Annotated in this window: 14 protein-coding genes; 4 read left to right on the top strand and 10 right to left on the bottom strand. The window is 37.4% G+C overall.

Annotated elements, in window-relative coordinates:
* Window positions 1-26 precede the first annotated feature (26 nt).
* Window positions 27-455 (bottom strand): SRPBCC family protein, encoded by a 429-nt coding sequence (locus B0A67_RS10115; RefSeq protein WP_072962484.1) that lies wholly within the window; start codon window positions 453-455, stop codon window positions 27-29.
* A gap of 257 nt (window positions 456-712) precedes the next feature.
* On the opposite strand from B0A67_RS10115, the gene B0A67_RS10110 reads away from it, so the two are divergent.
* Together B0A67_RS10110 and B0A67_RS10105 are read left to right on the top strand one after the other, a co-directional pair.
* Complete coding sequence (locus tag B0A67_RS10110; protein WP_207557326.1) at window positions 713-2,107, top strand: aldehyde dehydrogenase family protein; 1,395 nt, start codon at window positions 713-715, stop codon at window positions 2,105-2,107.
* 71 nt (window positions 2,108-2,178) lie between these two features.
* Window positions 2,179-3,588, top strand: a complete 1,410-nt coding sequence (locus B0A67_RS10105) for an MFS transporter (RefSeq protein WP_072962482.1) — start codon at window positions 2,179-2,181, stop codon at window positions 3,586-3,588.
* Between the two features lie 63 nt (window positions 3,589-3,651).
* Here B0A67_RS10105 and B0A67_RS10100 read toward each other — a convergent pair whose 3' ends face one another.
* The 4 genes from B0A67_RS10100 to B0A67_RS10085 form a co-directional block, all read right to left on the bottom strand.
* Complete coding sequence (locus tag B0A67_RS10100; protein WP_072962480.1) at window positions 3,652-5,037, bottom strand: efflux transporter outer membrane subunit; 1,386 nt, start codon at window positions 5,035-5,037, stop codon at window positions 3,652-3,654.
* A 268-nt stretch (window positions 5,038-5,305) separates the two neighbouring features.
* The gene (locus B0A67_RS10095) at window positions 5,306-8,455 is read right to left on the bottom strand and encodes an efflux RND transporter permease subunit (RefSeq protein ID WP_072962477.1); all 3,150 of its coding nucleotides are present in this window, start codon (window positions 8,453-8,455) and stop codon (window positions 5,306-5,308) included.
* A 6-nt stretch (window positions 8,456-8,461) separates the two neighbouring features.
* Window positions 8,462-9,586, bottom strand: a complete 1,125-nt coding sequence (locus B0A67_RS10090) for an efflux RND transporter periplasmic adaptor subunit (RefSeq protein ID WP_072962474.1) — start codon at window positions 9,584-9,586, stop codon at window positions 8,462-8,464.
* An 8-nt stretch (window positions 9,587-9,594) separates the two neighbouring features.
* Window positions 9,595-10,092: a DUF2480 family protein gene (locus B0A67_RS10085; RefSeq protein WP_072962470.1), complete on the bottom strand. Its 498-nt coding sequence runs from the start codon at window positions 10,090-10,092 to the stop codon at window positions 9,595-9,597.
* Between the two features lie 417 nt (window positions 10,093-10,509).
* On the opposite strand from B0A67_RS10085, the gene B0A67_RS10080 reads away from it, so the two are divergent.
* On the top strand, window positions 10,510-11,121 hold the full coding sequence (locus tag B0A67_RS10080; RefSeq protein ID WP_072962466.1) for a helix-turn-helix transcriptional regulator: 612 nt from the start codon (window positions 10,510-10,512) through the stop codon (window positions 11,119-11,121).
* Window positions 11,122-11,263: 142 nt separating this feature from the next.
* Here B0A67_RS10080 and B0A67_RS10075 read toward each other — a convergent pair whose 3' ends face one another.
* The 5 genes from B0A67_RS10075 to B0A67_RS10055 form a co-directional block, all read right to left on the bottom strand.
* On the bottom strand, window positions 11,264-13,087 hold the full coding sequence (locus B0A67_RS10075; RefSeq protein ID WP_072962462.1) for an alkaline phosphatase: 1,824 nt from the start codon (window positions 13,085-13,087) through the stop codon (window positions 11,264-11,266).
* A 620-nt stretch (window positions 13,088-13,707) separates the two neighbouring features.
* Window positions 13,708-15,243 carry a RagB/SusD family nutrient uptake outer membrane protein gene (locus B0A67_RS10070; RefSeq protein ID WP_072962460.1) on the bottom strand — a complete coding sequence of 512 codons (1,536 nt, stop codon included), beginning with the start codon at window positions 15,241-15,243 and terminating at the stop codon, window positions 13,708-13,710.
* 21 nt (window positions 15,244-15,264) lie between these two features.
* A complete protein-coding gene (locus tag B0A67_RS10065; RefSeq protein ID WP_072962456.1) occupies window positions 15,265-18,654 on the bottom strand; it encodes a SusC/RagA family TonB-linked outer membrane protein in 3,390 nt (1,129 codons plus the stop codon).
* Window positions 18,655-19,043: 389 nt separating this feature from the next.
* Window positions 19,044-19,964: a FecR family protein gene (locus tag B0A67_RS10060; RefSeq protein WP_072962453.1), complete on the bottom strand. Its 921-nt coding sequence runs from the start codon at window positions 19,962-19,964 to the stop codon at window positions 19,044-19,046.
* 114 nt (window positions 19,965-20,078) lie between these two features.
* Window positions 20,079-20,636: an RNA polymerase sigma-70 factor gene (locus B0A67_RS10055; protein WP_072962449.1), complete on the bottom strand. Its 558-nt coding sequence runs from the start codon at window positions 20,634-20,636 to the stop codon at window positions 20,079-20,081.
* Between the two features lie 537 nt (window positions 20,637-21,173).
* On the opposite strand from B0A67_RS10055, the gene B0A67_RS10050 reads away from it, so the two are divergent.
* Window positions 21,174-22,406 carry an ROK family transcriptional regulator gene (locus B0A67_RS10050; protein WP_072962447.1) on the top strand — a complete coding sequence of 411 codons (1,233 nt, stop codon included), beginning with the start codon at window positions 21,174-21,176 and terminating at the stop codon, window positions 22,404-22,406.
* Window positions 22,407-22,446 lie beyond the last annotated feature (40 nt).

The following is a 22,446-nucleotide window of genomic DNA, read 5'->3' as shown; positions in this document are numbered from 1 at the left end:
TGGCTCTAATTGCCACAACTATAAAACTAAAACTTTCGGTTTTGATAAGGCGTTCCTTCGCCATCTTCGCAATAACTTTTTAGACTAAGCAAAAACATTGCCCAATTATAATTGCACCATTGGTAAAATTCCGTCAGTTCGCGCCAATCAAAATGTTTGAGAACAACTGACGTTACTCCGTCTTTTTCTGTCAGGTCAAATGAAATTTTTGTCCCAATCCATTCCGCGTCAGAATCAACACATTCCCATAGAATTCTTTTGTTGGGAGAAAATTCGACAATCTTCATTTTTGTTGAATCATTATCTCCAAAATCAAATTCATTGACAAAACCCACTTCCGGCTTAACAATTAATTCTGTTGTCCAGACTGCACCAAGACCTTCCTGTGTTGTCAGTACTTTATAGACTTCTGCAATAGGTGATTTGATGTAATTGATGTGCTCGATTTTTTCCATTTTGATGATGGGTTACAGTTAGAATTTCAAAGTTAGTAATTTTGTAGTACACAGATACACTGTGCTTTTCTGAATCTCTGAGAGCCATTATAGCTTCTGTATTTTAAAAAACAACAGCAATTTAAAACGGAATCAGGCAATCTATTGGAGTAATTTGTCTGTTATGAGGATTAATTTAATTAACTTTAAATTAAATACAGTAGCAAAAACAGATCAGGCTTTACTTTGTTTTCGCCTGACTCAAAATAAAAGACATTATGAAAATGACTGCAGAAATAACATCGCCATACGATTTGAGTTTTATCAAAGAATTGCCATTAATCGGTAAAAATGACATTGACAAAATCCTGGATACCGCCCAGCATTTATTTGCGGATCAATCAAAATGGATTCCGGCTTATAAAAAAATTGAAATACTGGAAAAAACAGCTTCCATAATGACCGAGAGAATCGAAGATTTACTCGTTACCGCAATAAGCGAAGGCGGAAAACCCTGGCAGGATTCTAAAGCTGAGGTACTACGGGCCATAAAAGGCGTAAAATTAGCTGCAGAACACATCTCCCAGATAAAAGGGGAACAAATACCAATGGGACTCACTGACGCATCTCTCAACAGGATTGCTTTTACATCAAAAGAACCCATAGGAGTTGTGGCGGCTGTGAGCGCCTTTAATCATCCTTTGAATCTGGCGGTTCATCAAATTGTTACCGCAATTGCTGCCGGTTGTCCAGTAATTTTTAAACCCGCAACGGCAACACCATTATCAGGTTTGGCCCTGGCTGAGATTCTAAAAGAAGCGGGACTACCCGCAGGATGGCTTCAGGTGATTTTGTGTGATAATGAAGCTGCCGAATTACTGGTTACAGATCCGCGTGTCAATTTTTTCTCCTTTATTGGATCAGCAAAAGTAGGCTGGTACCTTAAAAGCAAACTTTCTCCGGGTACCAGATGTGCTTTAGAACATGGCGGAGCAGCACCCGTTATTGTTGAAAAAGATGCTGATTTTGATGAAATGATTCCTTCTTTGGTAAAAGGAGGTTTTTATCATGCCGGACAAGTTTGTGTATCAGTTCAGAGAATTTATGTCAATCAGAAAATCTGTGATGCTTTTATCGAAAAATTTGCAGCAGCAACCCATGCATTAATTACAGGAGATCCGCTGGATAAAAAAACAGATGTAGGTCCGCTTATTACTCCCAAAGAAGTGGATCGTGTCGAAGAATGGGTAAATAAAGCGGTCAAAAAAGGAGCAAAAATAATAACAGGCGGAAAAAGAATTTCTGATACTTTTTTTCAGCCTACGGTTTTGTTTAATCCATCAGAAGATTCGCTGGTTTCTACTAAAGAAATCTTTGGGCCGGTAGTCTGCATCTATTCCTTTACAAATCGTGACGAAGCGATAAAAAGAGCCAATGCTTTAGACGTTCATTTTCAGGCGGCTGTTTTTACAAAAAATATAGATATTGCCTTAGACACCGTTAAAAAACTGAATGCCACGGCCGTGATGGTCAATGATCATACCGCATTTCGAGTAGACTGGATGCCTTTTGGCGGAAGGGATACTTCAGGTATCGGAATGGGTGGAATTTCATACGCTATAAATGAAATGACCAGAGAAAAACTAACTGTTTTTAAAAGCAAATTTTTATAACGTTTAATTCATTTGATATACTATTAAACGCATAGAAACACAGATTTTATATAAAGAAAAAGTTTTAAAACATGAACGCAAACATTGCAGGACAAAACAATGAAACAATCAAAAAGGTATTACCGCTCATTTTGGCGACTTCCATCTTTATGCAAATGCTCGACTCTACTATTCTTAATACGTCGATCACCTCTATAGCCAAAGATCTTCACGAGTCACCGCTTGATATGCAGAATGCCATTATCAGTTATGTTTTGACTCTCGCCCTTTTTATGCCTGTCAGTGGTTTTTTGTCTGATAAATTCGGGACTAAAAAAGTGTTTATTTTTGCTTTATTCCTCTTTAGTATTGGTTCTTTATTTTGTGCTCTCTCTCAAAATCTAAGTCATCTGATTTTTTCCCGTGTTATTCAGGGCATCGGAGGAAGTTTAATGACTCCGGTTGGCAAACTGGCACTTATTAGAACATTTCCTAAAAAAGAATTATTAAAGGCAATGAATTTTGCCATTATTCCTGCTTTAATTGGTCCCGTACTAGGTCCGTTAGTGGGCGGATACATGGTCGATTATTTATCATGGCACTGGATTTTCCTGATCAATATTCCTTTTGGGCTTATTGGTATTCTGCTAAGCCTTAAATACATGCCGGATTACAAATCTCCCATAATCGATTTTGATTTAAAAGGTTTTCTGATCTTTGCCGCAGCTTCACTCCTGTTGTCCATTTCATTAGAATTATTTGGCAATACCGTTCGTCTCACACCGGTTTTACTGATCCTGATGTCAGGCTTTTTGATGTTGTATTGGTATTATCGCCATGCCGTGACAGACAATAATCCTCTTTTTCCATTGAATTTATTTCAGGTAAGAACCTTTCGCGTTGGGATAGTTGGCAATCTGGCAACCCGCCTGGGTTTTAGTTCGATTCCGTTGTTATTGCCCATGATGATTCAGATCGCTTACGGACAATCGGCGGTGACTTCCGGATGGATTGTGGCTCCTATGGCGCTTACTGCGATGTTTGGAAAATCAGCCGTAATTGGAATTTTAAACAAATATGGTTACAGAAAAACATTGATGGTGAACACTTTTATTATTGGCGTATTAATCTGCGCATTAGCCATTCCGTCGATTCATACCTCCATTTATTGGTACATTCCTATTATTTCTGTTTTGGGATTCTTTAACTCGATACAATTTACTTCTATGAATTCTATTTCAATTGCTGATCTAAGGGTTTACCATACCAGCAGCGGTAATTCATTGGTTTCTGTGAATCAGCAGCTGGCTATTGGTTTTGGAATTGCTTTTGGATTATTGGTTCTTAAAATTTTTCAGGGCGATGTAAAACTCATTCACAACGAAATTCACAATGCTTTTCGATATACATTTTTGGTTGTCGGTTTTCTGACCATTCTTTCGGGATTAGTTTTCAGAAGACTGCATGATAAAGACGGTGACAATTTAAAATCAGTCAAATAATAAAAAAACAAAGCCCAATCGTTACTAGATTGAGCTTTATAATTTCCTGAAATTCTGAACCTTTTAGTTCCAGCCTCCGCCAAGAGAGCGATACAAATTCACAACCGCATGCAATTTCTGGCTTTGATCGTCAATACCTCTTAATTGTGCGTTTAATAAATTTTGTTCCGCCGTTAATACATCTGTATAATTGGTTGTTGAATTGTTCAATAACTCTTTATTAAATTCTACTGCTTTCAATAAAGCTGCTAACTGTTTCTTCCTTTTTTCTTCTTTTAAAGCGGCGTTATCATATTGAGACAAGGCATTCGAAACTTCCACGCTTGCCTTTAACATCGAAAATTCGAAATTATAAAGTGCTTCTTTTTGTAAAGATAAAGCAGTCGCTAACCTTCCTTTATTGATTCCTTTATTAAAAATGGGCTGCGTAAGTCCTCCGGCGATATTCCCAAAAAGTCCTCCGTTTGTAAACCAGTCTTTCAGACCAAAGCTCGAAAAACCGGCTGCTCCGCTGATGGTCAAAGCGGGATAGAAATAAGCACTTGCAACATTACTTTCTTCAAATGCCGCTCTAAAATTATATTCTGCTTGCTGTACATCAGGACGATTGGCCAGAAGCTGCATCGGAACTCCAATTTTAAGATCGTACGTAAGCTTTTGTTTTTCCAGAACGCTGCGTTCAATTTTAGTTGGGGATTTTGCCAGAAGCACGCATAAAGCATGTTCGGTTTCAGTTATCTTTTGTTCGATATCCGGAATCGCCAATTCAGCTTCATAAAAATTCGCTTCACTTTGCACTACGGCAACGCCATTGATAATAGAGTTTTGGAAGAGCACTTTAATCGTTTCTGCATCTGTTTCTCTGTTTTTGGCGGTCTTTTTAAGTACTTTTAGTTGCTCGTCAAGAAGTAATAACTCATAATACGAATTGGCAATATTGGCAATCAATTGGGTCTGAACAGCACGCTTCGCAGCATCCGTCGCCAATAGATTTGCCAATGCGCTTTTCCTGGCACTTTTTAATTTACCCCAAACATCGATTTCCCATCCGGCCGAAATCCCCAAATCATATTGTGTCGACTGATCGAAAAGTCCAAATCCCTGCGGGAAAGCCAATCTCGATTCTTTTACGGATAAATTTCCATTTACCGAAGGCAAAAAAGCAGCTTTGCTCAGTTTGACATTTATTCCTGCCTGATTGATTCTTTCTACTGCAATCTTCAAATCCAGATTGGCTGCCAGTCCATCAGAAATAAGCTGTTGTAAGACAGGATCTGTAAATAGTTCCGACCATTTCATGGTTCCCATATTTGTTGTATCCTTATTTTCCTGCTCACGATACGTTGCAGCTGTTTCGGGTTTTGTATACGGTTTCGTGATCTTGCACGAACTCCATATACTGGAAGTAATCAGTATAATGACTATTATTTTATAATTGTATTTATTCATTTTAATATGTTTTTAATATAAGTCTGAAATAATCTCGCAAAGTCGCAGAGTCGCTAAGTTTTTCTTTTTTAAGTTTTTAAACTTGGCGTCTTGGCGACTTTGCGAGAGGATTAATAAATTAGAAATTTTTAAAATCTTTTAATCTGTGGCAAAAAAAAATAACGGCAAAGATGGCTCAACAAAAAGCTTTGCGAACTTTGTGTTTTTGTAATACCATCCTTGTAAAAGAACTTTGCGTGCTTTGCTGTAAAAATAGCCTCTAAAGCTTTTATTCGATCTTTCTAGGCTCGTGAACTGGTTCTTTTATTCCCCCCACTTTTTCCTGCAACGACTGGAAAATGATAAACAAAACCGGAATTACAAAAACCCCGAATAAGGTACCTATCAGCATTCCGCCCACAGCAGCTGTACCAATTGATCTGTTACTCAATGCTCCGGCACCAGTCGCAATCATCAGCGGAATCAATCCGAAAATAAAAGCAAATGAGGTCATCAAAATAGGTCGTAATCTGGCTTTTGCCCCAAATATAGCCGACTGTACAAGGCTTCTTCCGCTCAGGCGATGCAATAAAGCAAACTCTACGATAAGAATCGCATTCTTTGCCAAAAGTCCGATGAGCATGATCAAACTGATCTGAAGAAAAATATTATTGTCGACCCCAAAAAGATTCGCAAATATAAAAGCCCCCGCAAGCCCTATTGGCAATGATAACAGTACCGAAAAAGGCAGGATATAACTCTTGTATTGTGCACTTAACAGGAAGTAAATAAAGATCAGACAAAGCCCGAAGATTAAGGTCGTCTGGCTTCCGCTCGATAATTCTTCTTTGGTTAAACCTGAAAACTCATAGGTATATCCTCTTTCTAATGTTTGTGCGGCCACTTCTTTGATTGCTTTTATTGCATCACCCGAACTGTAACCTGCATTTGGAGAACCTGTAACAGTTGTTGAGGTAAAAAGATTGAAACGGTTGATAAATTCAGGACCATACGTTTTTTTCAAGGTCACAAACTCTGAAATTGGTGCCATTGCTCCTTTATCCGTGCGAACAAAAACTTTATTGATATCACTTTCTTTCGCCCGGTAATCCGGATGCGATTGCAGCATTACTCTGTATTGTTTTCCAAATTTATTAATATCGGAAGCATAGATTCCTCCAAAATACCCCTGAAGTGTATTCAGTACGGTATTGACAGATACTCCCGCATCTTTACATTTTGCTACATTTACATTGACTTCCATTTCCGGAAAACCGATATTAAACGGACTTGTAGCGTACATAATTTCCGGTCGCTGATTGATTGCGGCCATAAACTTGCCGATATTTTTTTCGAAATTCTGGTAACTTCCTCCGGTTTTATCCTGTAATTGTACTTCGAATCCGTTGCTGTTTCCAAATCCCTGCAAGGTGGGCGCAGCAAAGAAAATAATGCTTGCCCCTTTTATATGCGCCGTTTTTGCGAACAACTGACCTACAACCGAAGTAACGTCCTGAGTCTTTCCTTTTCTCTCGTTCCAGGGTCTCAGCCTGATAAATAATGCGCCGTACGAACCTCCCGAACCGTGAATTAAATCCATTCCCGAAAGGGTCGATGAAAGTTCTACCTCAGGGATACTTCTGGCAATACTGTCTATTTCCCTGGTAATTTCTTCGGTACGTTCTAGTGTCGAAGCGGGCGGTAAAACCACATTTCCATAAATCGCCCCTCCATCATCATTAGGTACAAAACCTGTTGGAGTCGTTTTGATCAACGCATAAAATACCAATCCAAATAGTGCGATGGCTATTAATGAAATCCATTTTCTGCGAATCAGGAATCGGACTGCTCCGATATATTTGTTTGTAACCGCATCAAAAGCGACATTAAAACCGGTATAAAATCGGGGTAGAAAACCTTTTGGATGTTTTGAATTTTCAGGATCGTGTGGTTTGAGTAAAATAGCACAAAGGGCAGGGCTTAAAGTCAAGGCGTTAATTGCCGAAATCAAAATCGCTACGGCTAATGTCAAACCAAATTGTTTATAAAACACTCCTGCTGAACCTGTAATAAAAGTAACAGGAATAAATACCGCCGACATAATTAAGGTGATCGATATAATCGCTCCGCTAATTTCGCTCATCGCATGAATCGTCGCTTTCTTCGCTGATTTAGCGCCCTGATCCAACTTGGCATGAACCGCCTCGACAACCACAATCGCATCATCGACGACAATACCAATGGCTAAAACCAAAGCAAAAAGAGTCAGTAAATTGATCGTAAACCCAAATAACTTCAGGAAAAAGAAAGTACCAATAATCGAAACCGGAACGGCAATTGCAGGTATCAATGTCGATCTGAAATCCTGTAAAAAGATAAATACTACAATAAAAACCAGTATAAAAGCTTCGATAATGGTATAAATTACCTTTTCGATTGAAGCGTCAAGAAAATCATTAGCGTTCAGGAACGTATGGTATTCTATTCCCGGAGGAAAATCTTTGGACGCTTTTTTTAAGATATCCTCGCAGGCAATAATCAGTTCTCTCGCATTCGATCCTGAAATCTGACTTATCGCTCCTCCCGAAGAAACTTTTCCTTGCGTGATCAGGGAAGTTGTATAATCTAAAGCTCCAAATTCAATGTCTGCAACATCTTTTAGCCGTAATAAACTGCCTTGTTTGCCACTGCGCAAAACAATATTTTCAAATTCAGCAGGATCTTCCAGCCGACCCGTAAATTTTAATGCATATTGAACAGATTCTTTACTGTTTTCTCCAATTTTCCCCGGAGCAGCTTCGATATTTTGTTCCTGCAATGCTTTGATAATATCATCCGGAACCAAGCCCTGATTTGCCATTGCATCAGGTTTTAACCAAATACGCATCGAATATTCCTGTTCGCTGTAAATTTGGGTTCCTCCTACCCCTTCGACACGTTTCATCTCAGGCATGATGTTTATCCTTAAGTAATTATCAAGGAATTTTTCGTCGTATTTTCCGTCTGTGCTGTACAACAAGAAACTAAAGGCTGTACTACTCAACTGTTTGCTGGTTGTAATACCTGATTTAATAACCTCATTCGGCAATAAACTCGTTGCTTTCGTAACCCTGTTCTGCACATTTACGGCTGCCATATCAGGATTTGTTCCCTGTTTAAAAAATATGGTTATGGCCGCACTACCATTGCTGCTGGCAGTAGAAGTCATATAGGTCATATTCTCGACTCCGTTGATTTGTTCTTCGAGAGGGATAATGACACTTTTCATCACCACATTGGCACTTGCTCCCTGATACGAAGCATTTACCACAACTGTTGGCGGGGCAATTTCGGGGTATTGTGATATGGGCAGAGAAGCCAGTCCCAGCAATCCCAGAATCACTATTATGATCGATATTACGGTGGATAATACCGGATTTTCTATAAATTTTTTAAACATGTCTTTTTATTTTTTTGATGCAGCAGCTCTTGGTGCGATTTTTACTCCATCCCTTAGATTTCCAATTCCATCTGTAACAATAATATCTCCTGATTGCACGCCTTCGGTTACCAGATACTCTTTTTCGGTTGCTGTATTTCTTATTTTTATTTCGGTGTTGTGCACTACGTTTTGTGCATCTTTTGTAAAGACAAAAAAGCGTCCCTGCAATTCGAATACCGCTTTTTTAGGTACCAGAATTACCTCTGTAAATTGGGTTGGAATCACAATTGTCGCACTTGCCCCACTCCATAATTTGCCTTCGGGATTTGGAAAAACAGCTTTGAAATTGGCTGAACCTGTACTGGCATTTAGAACCCCGCTCAAAGTCTGTATTTTTCCTTTTACAGGATAGGTTTCTCCATCAGAAGTTACTAGGGAAACAGCTGGCATATTCCTGAATTTATCCTTTAACTGATGGCCTGAATATTGGTTTAAAAATGCATTTAACTGTTGCTGGCTCAGCGAAAAATAAGCGTAAATGTGTTTGGTATTCGCCACCGTGGTTAAAGGTTCGGGTGCCGAAATACTGACCAAACTTCCTATCTTAAAAGGCAGACTTCCCACCACTCCATTAATAGGACTTACGATATTAGTAAACGCCAGTTTTGATTTGGCCGCTGATAAATCAGCATTGGCCTGACTTAATTCAGCTCTTTTTACTCTCTCTATATTTTTGGCTGAGGTTAATTCGTAGTTGTTGATGATTTTCTTTTCTGCTAAAGCCGATGTTCTTTTGGTTTGAATCACTGCTGTTTCCAGACTTGCTTCGGCAGCCAGTACAGCTGCTTTTTTGTTGTTTACTTCCTGTACATAACTATTGGCATCTATTTTAAACAAAGCCTGACCTTTGGCTACAGCCGAACCTTCTTCGACAAAAACCTGTTCGATATATCCATCAATCTTAGAACGTATTTCTACGGTTTGTTCTCCTTCTAAAGTAGTTGGATATTCAACCGAAACATCCGCTTTTTGAGCCTTTAGCATAAGCGTGGGATACGCTTCAGGACTTGCTGTTTGTGCTGTATTTTTTTTGTTACATGAAACGATCGAGAGCGTTCCTATAAACAGTATGGCTATTATTTTTTTCATTATTTCGTTTATTTTCTTTTATAAATCATTAAAGGAGAACCTGCTTCTCCCCACATTAGGGTTTGTACATATTTAATTAACTGACTTGTGGCCATTACCAGAATTTCTTCAGGCAGGGATGAATTTGCTTTCAGCACTACTTTTTGACTGATAAAAGCCGAAAATTCTATTCGTCTGACTCTTTCCATCCATAAAAGACCCACGTGATTTCCGGTTGTCGAATAGACTACTATTGAGGCATGGGGAGCCATTAGTGAGCTGATTAATACATAAGCCCAAAGCGGAACAATGGCATCGTTAGAACAAGTAATTACTACATCTTTTCCTGAATATTGGCTCCAGTCTATATTCGCCATTTCTGATCTGAATGCTTTTTCCTGCAGCAGGAAATCTTCGATGAGAAAAGGAACGATATCAAATACGGTAAAATCTTTTTCGTTGGGTTTATACGGCCGTAAATCAAGGGTTTGTATGCCTGAAGCTTCTATTTTATTTAGTATTTCCATATTTATGATGATTAAAAAATTTGAATTATTTGCTGATTTTTAGACATAAGTATTCCCTGCCCGGCCTAAATACTTTTTTTTATAGTAGGCTGAGTACGTTGTAAAAACGGCTTTACTCTTTAGTAAAAGCTTTTGGGATTTCTAAAATCTAAGGGGAAGGATATGTACTGTTTAGAGATTTTTCATTAATACATTCCAGTACGGAACGATATAAACAGGTACATCAATCCTGGTATAGGAACTCATGGGAGGTGATCGTAATTCTGGTACCATACTCTACAGTTTGCATTAATAAATTCTGTAACTCACAATGTTGATTGCTTTTAGGAGAATAATATCTGCCCTTCAGCTTTGATAAGTTCTGCAAAATTAATATTTTTGCATAATAAAACAACTAAATACTTGTTTTATTAATTTATGACAACAAATAAGATATTAATGCTGCTCAAAATGCGGGGTCCGCTTACGGCTCTTGAGATTGCGCATGAGCTTAAAATAACGAAGGAAGGTGTTAGACAACAGCTTGTTAAACTTGTTGAGGAAGAACTCATTCAGCCTCAGGAAGAATCTAAAGGTGTGGGGCGGCCTCAAAAAACGTTTAGCCTTACTGTAAACGGAAATGCTAAATTTCCGGATACACATGCTGAATTGACCTTGAAACTTATTACTATTATTAGTTCGATGGGAAAAAACACTTTAGACGATGTTATTAATATTTATGAAGAAACTGGGAAAAAGAAGTATCATGACGAAATAGATACCATCGATAATCTGGAAGAAAAACTGGAGAAACTTGTCGAAATAAGAACGAGAGAAGGATATATGGCTGAATATTGTAAGAATGACCAAGGCTACCTTTTGGTCGAAAACCATTGCCCAATTTGTGCAGCGGCCACAATATGTCAGGGCTTTTGTTCGTCAGAATTAAATACATTCAAATCTGTTTTGGGAAACAAAGTCATCATTAATCGCGTTAGTCATATTGTTTCCGGCGAAAGAAGATGTGCTTATCAGATTACTTTAAATTAATATTCAAGTATCTATTGTGAAGATGATCCGCTATTTTTAAGTTTAATTTTTATAGATCTGAATCTTCTCTTTACTTTTTTTAAAATAAAAAAACCGCTTTTCAAAGGAATTGAAGAAGCGGTTTTTTATCTCAAAGAGTGCTCTATTTCTTAAAAAGAACTTCCATAATCTTAGTATAAATTGCGGTATTCTGGTAAACTCCCATAAAATTCTCAGCTCCCGGACCGTAAGCAAAAACCGGAACCGGAACTGCGGTATGATCATTTGTGCTAAAACTTCCATGTACATAACCTTTTTCGATACTTCCGTCAATTAAGGAAAGTCCGCCCGTTTCATGATCAGCTGTTACGATTAATAATGTTTCCGGATTTTTATCTACATATTCCATCGCTTGTCCCACTACTTTATCAAAATCCAGCATTTCGCGAACTACAGATTCTACATTATTCTGATGTCCGCCATAATCGATTTGTGCAGCTTCGGCCATAATAAAAAATGGATTTTTAGTTTTAGCAAAAGTTGAGGTTGCTTTGGCTAATGATCGGCTTAAAAAATCTCCTCTTCCATTCTTCATAGCAACTACCGAGGCATCATCCAAAACAATAAATTTTGAATTTTTGATGGTATCCAAAGAACTGAATTTATCCGAAAAAGTATAGCCTTTTTGTATCAGGATCTTCGAAAGATCTTTACCATCTTTTCGGGATGTAAATTCTTTTGGTCCTCCTCCAATCAAAATATCAGAAGGATTTGCTAAAAAATCTTCAGCTATAGACTGAAAGTAACTTCTTTCCGGCTGATGTGCGTAAAAACAAGCAGGCGTAGCATCGGCAATATTTCCGGCTGAGATAATGGCCGTTTTATAATTTTTCTTCGCCAATTGCTGGGTGATTAATTCTAAAGGTTTTCCGTTTTCATCAACACTTATAAAACGGTTATTGGTCTTATGTCCCGTTGCCATTGCAGTTGCTCCGGCAGCCGAATCGGTAATATAACTGTCTGAAGATTTTGTGATCGAAAATCCCTGTGTTGGAATATTAAACAAACTCAGTTGCCCTTTATTGGCCGTGTAACCGGAATAGATCTGCGTTAAACCCATTCCGTCACCAATTAAAAGAATAACATTTTTCGGTTTCTTCTTAGAAAATGATACTCCATTTCCGGGAACATACGCCTGATGGAATTCGGTATTTTGATAAAATGTAGATTTGATATTGTTGATGAAATGCGTCAGTTCCGGAACATTATCCGTACCAATAAAATCAACTTTAAGGTTCATCAGACTCATCCACGTATTTACATTATCCTGCGTGGCCCAAAAACGAACTTTTTTATTTTGATCGTGTACTTTTTTAATGATGGATTGTACTTTTTCAGCATCGGCCTGAGTCATCACGCCTTTCCCGTTCCAAATGGTGATTTCTTTTAAATCTTCGCTGATCATTTCAACGCGGGATAATTGTTCCGGAGAATAATTCTCGTTTAATCTTCCGTCAAAATAAATAAAATCAGGATAATCCTTCCAGTTTGTTGGAGAAGGTCGGTTTCCTGAAATTACGACTTTTAGATTTTTGTTCGAAATTAAATCAGGATAGGTTTTAATTTGTTGGGTGATTAATTTTAAAGTTTCATCGGCTTCTGTTTTGATATCGATCATTAAAATCAAAGGTTTATTACTCGGATATGCTTTTCCGTCCAGGCTTTTCAATTTATTAGAAAGCGGATCCAGATATTGACTTTTTAGTGTGTTTTGTGGCGTAATTTCTTTAGAAGTATGGGCAACAAAAAGCTCATTATTGACAAAAAAAACATCGGCTTCGATAACGCCGGTTTCATTGGAATAGGCTTCGTAAAAAGGAAGTTTACTAGCATAATCATTATGAGAATGAATGTTGGATGAACTGTATTCCTGTGCTTGTGCAAACAGGAAAAATTGAAGGCAAAAAAAGGTGATTATTTTTTTCATTGGAAAAATTGTGTTTATTATTTTTTAAAGTTTTTTTTGATTTTTTATTCTGGTTGAGGTTAATTAAAAAACATAGGAACATAGTTTTTTGGGGCGTGTAAAAAAAGGCGTTTCACTTGTTTCAATGCACATAGCTTGTTTAGTTTGTCATTTCGAGGAACGGGAAATTTTCGCAAGGAACTCGACAATTAGAATTGCTAATCTTTGTGAGTTTTAATCGCGCAAAGGCGCAAAGTTTTTTCTCTTTTTATATTATTTAATTTTTAAAGCTCTATCGGAGCGTAATATTTATAGCAATTATTGAATCCCCCTTCAAAGCCCCTGAGGAGCGATATATATGTCACCCCGATGGGGTTCTGATTCTTTTTATCCAATTAAATTCCTGTAAATATGACGTCCCGCCGGGACTTTTTTTTATTAAAACCTCACAATTAAAATCATTTTTAATCTTTTATCACGATAACTATAGGGAGTGGCAAAAAATCAAACAAACCAGCCTTTTCCTAAAAAAGACTGGCTTGTTTTTATATCTAAAAATTCATTTGTTTTTTTCTTACAACTGCAAGCTCCGACAAGCTTGCAGTGTAGAAAAAACTAAACAAACAAACTGAAACTACACATTACCAGCCTTTATTTTGCGTAAGCGCTCCTTTGCTCACTGCGATTTCATCCGGTGGTATTGGCCAAACATGGTGAATGGCAGGGTTGAAATTACGGGCCGGATAAATCACGGTTCCGTTATAATGGTGTAAAGGTTTTGCATATGTTGCTTGAGCATCGCCCCAACGCACTAAATCAAAATGACGGTCTGTCCATTCTCCGGCCAATTCGCAGCGTCTTTCTCTTTTTAAATCGGTCATTGTTGCTCCGGCAAGATCTCCAAGACCCGCACGGTGACGAATCATATTGATTTCTGTATCCGCATTCAAGCCTTTCATTAATTTGGCTTCCGCTAACATCAAAATCACATCGGCATAACGCAAAAGCGGCACGTTTAAAGCTGTCGAAGGTTTGTCTCCATTGGCATTTACATAACGAATGTCGATTCCGCCAGAATTTGTTTTAGGATAACCAAACGGTTCCATATATTTATTGAACTGATATCCGGTTCTGTTACTGGAACTTACAATGTATTTACCTTCATTAAAAGTTACCAGTTCACCAAAATACAGAAACTTGTCTCCTTTTTGCAAAATAGTCGCGCTGCGTCTTTTATCTGTTGGATCATAGGTATCAAACAATTCTTTGGTAGGATAAAAATTCCCCCAACCGTTGTACGCTCCCCAACCTTTATCCTCCAGACAAACTCCCGGGAAAATAGAACCCAAAGAAGTATTTTCGGCACTTGAAGTTACAGACCAAATATATTCTGAAGACCAGTTGTTTTTGATTTTAAATACATCTTCAAAATTGTCCAGCAATTTGTGTTTTCCGCTGTTTACGATCATATTGGCATACTTAATAGCATTGTCCCAGTCTTTGGCATACAAATACGTACGCACCAAATATCCCCAGGCCGCTGTTTTATGTGCGCGACCGTAATTATCTGAAGTCAACTCATTAAAATAAGGCAATAAATCTGCTGCTTTTATTAAATCTGCTGCGATATAGGAATAGTTTTCAGCCACGTTTTTTGCTCTTGGCACATAAATATTCGTAGGGTTTTCGCGATCCTGAATCGGGATTCCTGCGCGATCGTCTCCATAGTGATACGCCAATTCTAAATGCATTACGGCATGATTGAAATAGGCTTCTCCCAACATCGTATTTTTTGTTTTCTCGTCTAAATTAATCTTCGGAATATTACGAATCACATCGTTGCAGCGTTTCATGATTTCGTAGTGAATTCTCCAGATGTCTTTGGTATCAGATTCTGCACCATCAACAATAAAATTCTTGATACGTTCTGCATTTTGTCTCGGTTTTGTCCCGATATCATCACTTGCATTGTTCAGCCAGAAAAATCCGCGACCGTACATATTATCATCAGAATACAAAGCATAAATCGCGTTTACTCCTGCTTTTGCATCGGCAGGGGTTTTCCAGAAATTTCCGCTTGACGGAGCTCCTTGCGGAACCAGATCAAGTTCGCTTTCGCAAGCTGTCGCGCTCAATAAAAGCACAAAACTCAATATTAAAAGACTTAAATTTTTCATTTTATTTGTTTTATGTTTTTTTTAAAAAGTTGCACTTACACCCGTCATATAAATACGGGAAAGTGGATATTTTCCTAAGTCCATACCAAAGTTGTTCAATCCAACTTCAGGGTCCATTCCTGAATAATTCGTGATTGTAAAAAGGTTTTGTGCTGAAATAAAGAATCTTAATTTCGCTTTTCCTTTTAGCCATTGGTCTTTTACGGTATAACCTATAGAAAGATTTCTTAGTCTTACGAAAGAAGCATCTTCGATATAAAAATCAGAGATTCGCCCGAAATTATTGTTGTTATCTGTTGATGAAAGTACCGGAATATTGGTGTTGGTATTGGTTGGTGACCATGCATTTTTAGATTCTGCCAATAAATTATATCCTGGGAAAGAACCGTTTAAACCAGTGTGTTTTACCGCATTAAAAACGCTATTCCCTGCTGCTCCGCTAAAAAATACATTCATATCAAAACCTTTGTACCTAAAGTTCATATTCAAACTAAAAGTGGTTTTAGGAAAAGGGCTTCCCAATACTACTCTGTCGCTGTTGTTGATTACACCGTCTCCGTTTACATCTTTAAACTTGATATCTCCCGCAACAGCATTGGGCTGATACACTTCGCCTTTTGTATTTACATAGGCTTTTGCCTCAGCATTACTTTGGAACAATCCGTCTGTAGAATAACCGTAAAAAGCACCAACCGGACTTCCTACCTGATAAATATTCGCTAAGGGCAAACTGCGAACTCGGCTTAAATTCAACGGTTCAAGTGAGGTTAAATCGTCTTTGATCGAAACAATTTTATTGCTCAAAAAGGCGGCGTTCGCTGTTACATCAAACTTAAAATCGCCACGTGTTTTTTGGTAGGTTAAACTTGCTTCGATTCCTTTGTTTTCAACATTTCCTGAGTTTACAATTCTACCTAACGGAGTTCCCGAAACACCCGGCAGCTGATCACGAACCAACATGTCTTTGTTTGTTTTTACATAAGCATCAAGAGATCCTGACAAAGCATTATTGAACATGGTAAAATCTAATCCAACGTTGGTTTGTTCAGAGCTTTCCCATCTTAAATTAGGGTTCGATAATTCGCTTTCTGCGTATCCGTAATTGATTACCGGAGTTGACCCGATCAGGCCTTGGGTTTGAGTCAATGGTACACTAAACTGGTACGGTCCTAAGTTTCCTAAATTCCCTATTTGTCCCCAGCTTCCACGTAATTTTAATGTACTGATTATCGGATTAATGCCTTTCATGAATCCTTCTTCAGAAATCAACCAACCTGCAGAAACAGACGGATATACTTTCCAACGGTTTGCAGATGTCAATTTTGACGTTCCGTCACGACGAACAATTCCTGAAATTAAATACTTTTGATTAAAGTCATAATTCAGCCTTCCAACATAAGAAGAAATAATTTCTTCAGACAATCCAGCAGTAATTTGCTGTACCAATTTTGCATTTAGCAAATAACGCTGTGATGGATCTTCGCTATCAAAACCTGTTCCTTGTATGGTATAAAAATCTTTCTTGATTTGTTGGTACGTATATCCGGCCAGAGCTTTGAAATTGTGTTTTCCTAATGATTTTTCGTAAGACAGTGTCTGCTCGCTTAACAAATCTGTTGTTGTTGAGTTGGTTAAGGTCAATCTGTTAAAATCGAATACTTTACCCGGTTCTGTAATTTTAACCGCAAAATCAGTCGCATTGTTTTGAATTCTGGTATAACCCCAGTTTGATTTTAGTTTTAATCCTGAAATAATTTCCCACTCGGCATATGGATTAATTAAAATAGTCGAAACAGGATTTCTGTTGTCCAGTCTTTTTAGATAAGCTACAGGATTAATTACGTCTCCGTAAGAACCAATATATTTTTCAGGAACTCCACCAAATTGTCCTGAACCGTCTTCTCTGTAAATAGTTGCATTTGGCGGATAAAAAATTGCCGCTAAAATCGCACCCGTATAACCACTATTTGTATTTGCCGCCTGACCATCTGTTAAGGAATACGACATATTTTCTCCTACAGTAAAGTTTGGCGCCAGTTTAAAAGAAGAGTTGGCTCTTGCTGTATATCGCGTCCCGAAAGTATTCAATAAAATACCCTCGTTTTTTCTATAACTTCCTGACAAAAAGAAATTCGATTTTTCGGTTTTTCCGTTTACCGAAATAGATAAATCCTGTATTTCGCCTGTACGGAAAATTTCATCCATCCAGTTCGTTTTTGTTGTTCTTGCTGATGGTTCAAAGGCAGGATCAAAAGCAGGAATTCTAGGCATACCGGCATTATCTCTCGCCGTATTCATAGCATCAGCATATTCGGCCGCATTAAGAACGCCCAGTTTTTTAGCCACACTCTGAAAACCTCCCTGATAATTTACATTGACATTGATATGATCCGAAGTTCCTTTTTTAGAGGTAATTAAAATTACACCTCCGGAAGCCCTTGCCCCATAAATTGCTGCAGAAGCCGCATCTTTTAACACACTAATCGAAGCAATATCATTAGGGTTTAATGTATTCAGGGATCCGCTGTAGATAATTCCGTCTAAAACGATCAAAGGCGTTTCAGCGTTCAAAGAACCAATACCACGAATGTTGATGGTTGGTTCTGCCGTAGGATCTCCACCATTATTAATTACGGTAACACCCGCCACAGTTCCTTGCAATAATTCAGCTGCACTGTTGTAGGTTCTGCTTGACGTTTCTTTCATAGAAACACTTCCAACAGCTCCCAAAACTTCATTCTTTTTTACAGAACCGTATCCCATAACTACCACTTCCTGTAGTTGTTTCATGTCGGCTAATAATTTGACACTTATGTTTTTAGTTGACTGATTTACTTTTACTTCCTGAGTAACATATCCTACGTATGAAAAAACAAGTACTGCCTGAGCTGAATTGATTTCCATCTTAAATGTTCCGTCAAAATCTGTGGTGGCGGCTGCATCAGAATCTTTGTCTTTGATTCCAACACCCGGCAACGGCATTCCGTCATCGCCTCCAAAAACAGTTCCTGAAATACTTATTTTTCCCTGTCCCGCATCTGCCAGTTTTTGATTCTTTTTGATGACAATATTGTTGCTTACAATTTCGTATTTCAGGAAAAAATTGCTGCATATTTTATCTAATGCCTGTTCTAAGGTTACGTTGTTCAGTTTTAAACTAATCTTCTGATTGGTATTGACCTGATTGGTTTCGTACATAAAATGTACATCTGCCTGTTTTTCGATTTTCTGAAAAACATTCTTTATACTTTCGTTCTCTACTTTTAAAGTTACTCTCTTACCGATTTTAACGGTGGTAGCATTCATTGTTGATCCGATAAAAAATAAAGCAGCAAAAAGCAGTGCTTTAGTCCGTACCGATTTTTTAATGCTTTGACAGTTTACGACATACCGCATTTGTTTTTGATTCATGTTTTTGGAATTTTAATTTGTGTTTGGATTATTGCTTGGTTTCTACGTAGATGATTGATTCGTTTTTATTTATTTTTTTTAACTGATAGAAACATAGGTTGCAAAGTCTAGAAAAGACATTTCACTTGGAATAAATCACATTAGCTATGTGAAAAAATCATGATTTTCTAAAAGCATCTTAATTCTTAATTTTAAGTCTATATTTCTATATGTTTAATTTTTTTGCCACTCCCAATAGCTATCGGGATTAAAGATTATTATGATTTAATTCGTGGTAATTCGTGCAATTTGTGTTTCCTTTTTTTTGCTAGCAGATCACGCAGATTTTTAATTTTTAATTCTCAATTTTTAATTCTTTTCTTCTGTGTTAAAGATTTCTGACATTCATCTTATTGTATGATATAAGTTCCTGCTTCAATTTTATAATTGGCATTGATAATATTGCATACCAAAGCCACGACCTGGTTAACAGGAAGTTCTTTGAAATAGGCACTAATTTTTAGATTGTTGAGGTTCTTGTTTTCAATCTGGATCGCCACATTATAATTGCGATTGATTGTGGCAATAACTTCCGGCAAAGGAGCGTCTTCAAAAACGATGATGTTTTTTCGCCATAACGAAATAGAGTTCACCGGAATATCTGTAAAGGCTTGCAGTTTATTATTTTTAGATTTAAAAACTACTTTTTGTCCCGGAGTTACATAGACATTTTCTTCGCTTACAGTCGATTTTACATTGACTCTTCCGGTTAAAACCGAAACTTCTTGTGTGGCATGATCCGGATACGCCTGAACATTAAAACTGGTTCCTAGTACTTTGGTATCCATTTTATCGGTATGAATGATAAAGGGATGTTCTTTGTCTTTGGCAACATCAAAAAAAGCTTCTCCGGTGAGATATACTTCGCGTGTTCGGCATTTAAACTCCATTGGGTATTTTAAATGACTTCCGGCATTGAGCCAAATCCGGGTTCCGTCGCTCAACGTTATCAGGGCGCGTTCTCCTGATTTGGTTGTATATTCTTTCGAAATTGTTTTTACAAATGACAGATAAAAGAAACAGGACAATCCCATTAAAAAGAGTAGTGAAGCTGCCATAACCCATTTTCTGCTATGAAGAAAAATAACCTTGTTCGTTTTCTTAATCTGTCTGATTTCTTTTTTTAGTTTCGAACGATCAGATTGTATTAGTATGGCAGCATCCAGAATTTCTTCAGGGTGATCGTACCAGTTATTCCATAATTCTTCTCCTTTTAAAGAAGGCTTTCCTTCTAAAAAAAATTGTATATCTTGATGTAAATTTTCAGGCATTATAATTTGTTTATCTCTTTAATAGTATGTCTCGGGAATAGTAGTTTTAGGTAGGCGCCTAAGGTTACGCTTTTGTTAAGAAAAACGTTCACTCTTAATTTTCAGCAAATAATATCAATTGAATTCGCCCAAATAGTTTCGCATAAATTTTAGCGCGTAGGCAATATGATACTTTACGGTTTCGTGCGATACATTCAGTTCTTCGGCGATCTCTTTGTTGGTGTAATGTTTGATGCGGCTTAGAATAAAAACTTCTTTGCATTTTTTAGGCAATAATAAAGCGGCTTTGTCGACTGCTTCCTGAAGTTCTTCGTAGTAGATAGCATCTTCGGTGGCATTGGTACTATTGTAATCATTCGTATTTCTGTCGGTAACCTCTTTTATATATTGGTCGGTAATGGTGTGCGATTTGATATAATCTAAAGTCACATACCGAACTGAAGTGTAGATATAAGCCGAGAATTTTTTTTGAATCACCAGGATCTTCCGACGTTCCCAAATAGTAGTAAAAACTTCCTGAACAATTTCTTCAGCAACCGGAACCGATTTCATTCGCATATAAACAAAGCGAACCAATGCATCACGATACCGAAAATACAATTCATCAAATGCTTTGTCTTTTCCTTTTTTGAGTAATTCAACAAGCTGCTCATCTGTAAACCCTTTATACATAACGCATCACTTTTGGGTTATTTGGCGAATGAACGGTGCTGGCTAAAACACCAGTTTTGATTATTTTTTTGCGGTGTATTCTTAATTTAAAAAATGACATATAATACAATTGTGTTGTTTATAATATGTCTCCAAAATTAGAAATGAGGGTAGGTCAGCAAGGTTACGTTTACATTAATAAAACAGCTTGTTTATAAAACATTGTATTAACATTTCGTCTCTTAGATGTTATGAAGCAGATTAGTGTGATAAGGGGTATTTATTACTTAACCAAAGTCATTTATAAGTGGGCGTAGTCTGTTTAGGTTAATGTAAAGACTCTTTTACAACCACTTTAGTTTATAAAATCGGAACGAAGACAAAAAGTCATAGATTAAGAAGATTTTCAATAAAAATGATCTCTTCATTTTTTAAATTTTAAAGACTGCATTTAAAAATGTATTCATCGTTAAAAAAATATTTTAATAATTAAACTCAATTCTTATAATTATTTAAAAAATATAGTAAGTTTGTAAGAGACACGTAATTAAAGAAACGATGAGTTTAAAAGATTTATTAGACAATAGTAAAGATAAAAGTCTTTCAGGCCAGAAATGGCATATGCTAAGACAATCAATAACCAAACGTTTGTTATCAGGAGGTAATGCTACTATTGCCGAATTAAGTACTGAATTACAGTCAAGTGTCCCAACGGTAACCAAAGCTGTCAATGAATTACTGACAGAAGGTTATGTGGTCGACATGGGAAAAATTACCAATAGCGGCGGACGAAGACCTTCTTTATACAGTATCAACCCTACTTGTGCTTATTTCCTGGGTGTTGAGGTGGGAATCAGCAGCATGTCTATTGGACTTCAGAATATCAAAAATGAATTGGTTAGTGTAGAACTTGGCACTTCTTTCATTTTAGAAAACACCCAAAAATCATTATTGAAATTTTGCGGCCTCATCAATTCTTTTATCGAGGACAGTTCTGTCGATAAAAAACTGATTGTGGGGGTTTGTATCAACTTTTCAGGACGCATAAATTCTATGGAAGGTTTTAGCTATAACTACTTCTTTAGCGAAAACCGACCTTTAAACGAAATCATCTCAGAACAATTAGATCTTCCTGTTCACTTAGAAAATGATACCCGTGCCATGGCTTTTGGCGAATATTGCGAAGGTGTGGTAGATGACGAACAAAACATAATCTTTGTCAATTACAGCTGGGGAGTCGCTATCGGGATGATTACGGACGGTAAGTTATACTACGGAAAATCAGGATATTCAGGAGAATTTGGTCACAGTACCATTTTCAATAATGAAATCATGTGCCAATGCGGAAAACTGGGTTGTCTTGAAACCGAAATTTCAGGCTGGTCGCTCATCAACCAGTTCAAAGACGCCATCAAAGAAGGAAAACAATCTAAAGTTACCCTTGACGAAAATTCTTCTACACTACAGCACAATGCTATTATTGCCGGAGCTGTAAATCTTGAAGACACTCTTTGTGTCGATTTAGTGACGCAGCAAAGCGAAAAAATGGGACGTTATTTATCTATTTTACTCAACATCTTCAACCCTGACTTACTGGTAATTGGTGGAGATTTCGCACAATTAGGCGACTATGCCCTGTTACCTATTCAATCTGCATTAAAAAAATATTCACTGGGCTTAGTCAACCGTGATATGAAACTTAAAAAGTCTGCTTTAGGCCGTCGTGCGGGCGTTATCGGTGCATGTTGTGTCATCAAAGAAAAGATGTTATTCCCTCTTATTAATAACTAAATTTCTCAACTACTTTTTAATTATTAAAATATTTTAATAA

This window comes from Flavobacterium aquidurense, assembly GCF_002217195.1.
GTDB lineage: Bacteria > Bacteroidota > Bacteroidia > Flavobacteriales > Flavobacteriaceae > Flavobacterium > Flavobacterium frigidimaris.
The sequence above is the reverse complement of the archived record's forward strand: the minus strand, read 5'-3'. Positions and strand labels throughout refer to the sequence as shown.